Consider the following 1,362-nt stretch of genomic DNA (forward strand, 5'->3'; position numbering starts at 1 on the left):
CGTTGTTTAAGCAGTGAATTTAGTAAATAAAACACGAACGGCGAAATTCCGGAGGAATTTCCCAAGTGAGCTAAAACCAGCAATAAAGTTTATACGGTGTTGTAAATAGTTATTTTTCTAATTGTTCTTTAAATTCTAATATTTCAGACAAATAAATTTCATTTAAAAATTCATTGTAAGCATCATCTCTTTTATAATCTATGTTTTTTTCAGCTTCTAAAATATTTTCTTTAGCTTTCTCATTATTTCCAAGTTTGTAATATGCTTTAGAAATTCCAAAAGATGATTCAGTCGTATATTCTGATTGTGCTAAAGCTCTTTCAAATTCTGAAATAGCTTTTTCATAATTACCGAGTTTATATTCACAAAGTCCGAGATAAACAAAAGTGTGAATATCTACCCAATCTTCTTTATTATGTTTAACATTTAGATTGAATGATTCAATTGCTTTTTGATAATCTTTTTTTCCAAAATAGCATTCTCCTCTCAAAAAGTCAATGTTTTCTCCCCAAGGCGCATCTACAAATTTAGGTGTTAAACTATCAAGTCTATCAAAATCTGCCAAAGCTTTATCAAAATCTCTAATTTTCCTTAATCTGATCCAACCTCGATAACCTAAATGCATTTCTGGCTCAAGTTCAACTGCTTTATTTAAATATGTAAACCCTTTTTCAAAATCTCCTGCCTTATTTAAGTGAACTGAATATTCCATATATTCTTCACTATTTTTGGATTCAAAATTCTCTATTTTTTCAGATAATTCTTTTGTTGTCTGAATTCTATCTTTATTCCAGAAATAAAGGTAAATACTGAAACCAATTCCTATAATTATGATGAAACCAAATACAATTCCTAATATTTTAAAAAATTTCTTCAATTTTTCCGTCTTTAATTTTTAACCTTATTAAATTGTAAGTTTTATAATCTTTGTCTCTTTTCCAGTCTTTAATTTTAATAGCAATTTGTTCAATTTTTTTGGCTAATTTTCCATTGTTAAATTCTGTTTTTTCATAATTCTCGTCAATTTGAAATGTTTCTATGTCGCAGAATTTTCCAGTTTTAGTAATGTTTAATCTTAAAGTTATAAAACCATTTTTTGGTGTAATTTCAGTTTCAGATTTTTGAATATTTTTGAAAGTTTTTCTTAAACTTGGTTTTTCTCCTTCAATTCTGCTATTTATTCCATTCCACCAATATGGAATTGTTCTTTCATTACACTCATTGTCTTCTTGCGAAAATCCAAAAAGCGATAATATTGTTATAAAAGCGAAAAGTTTCTTCATAATTATTTACAACGTTGTTGTGTATTGAAAGTTGCGTTTTTAATGAGCGGCTATTTTCCGAAGGAAAATTGAAGTGAAT

The 1,362-nt window shown here is 27.4% G+C and carries 2 protein-coding genes; both read right to left on the reverse strand.

What is annotated here, in order from left to right; translation table 11 throughout:
- Positions 1-109: 109 nt before the first annotated feature.
- Positions 110-877, reverse strand: a complete 768-nt coding sequence (locus tag GQS57_RS18230; protein WP_165734402.1) for a tetratricopeptide repeat protein — start codon at positions 875-877, stop codon at positions 110-112.
- The gene (locus tag GQS57_RS18235; RefSeq protein ID WP_165734403.1) at positions 861-1,283 is read right to left on the reverse strand and encodes a hypothetical protein; all 423 of its coding nucleotides are present in this window, start codon (positions 1,281-1,283) and stop codon (positions 861-863) included. The genes GQS57_RS18230 and GQS57_RS18235 overlap by 17 nt, the downstream gene beginning before the upstream one ends.
- Positions 1,284-1,362: the final 79 nt, after the last annotated feature.

The sequence above is a fragment of the Polaribacter sp. 20A6 genome (assembly GCF_011378915.1).
Lineage (GTDB): Bacteria > Bacteroidota > Bacteroidia > Flavobacteriales > Flavobacteriaceae > Polaribacter > Polaribacter sejongensis.

Excerpts from the sequence above, each read along its gene's own strand:
- GQS57_RS18235 (WP_165734403.1), bottom strand. The coding sequence starts at position 1,283 with ATGAAGAAACTTTTCGCTTTTATAACAATATTATCGCTTTTTGGATTT.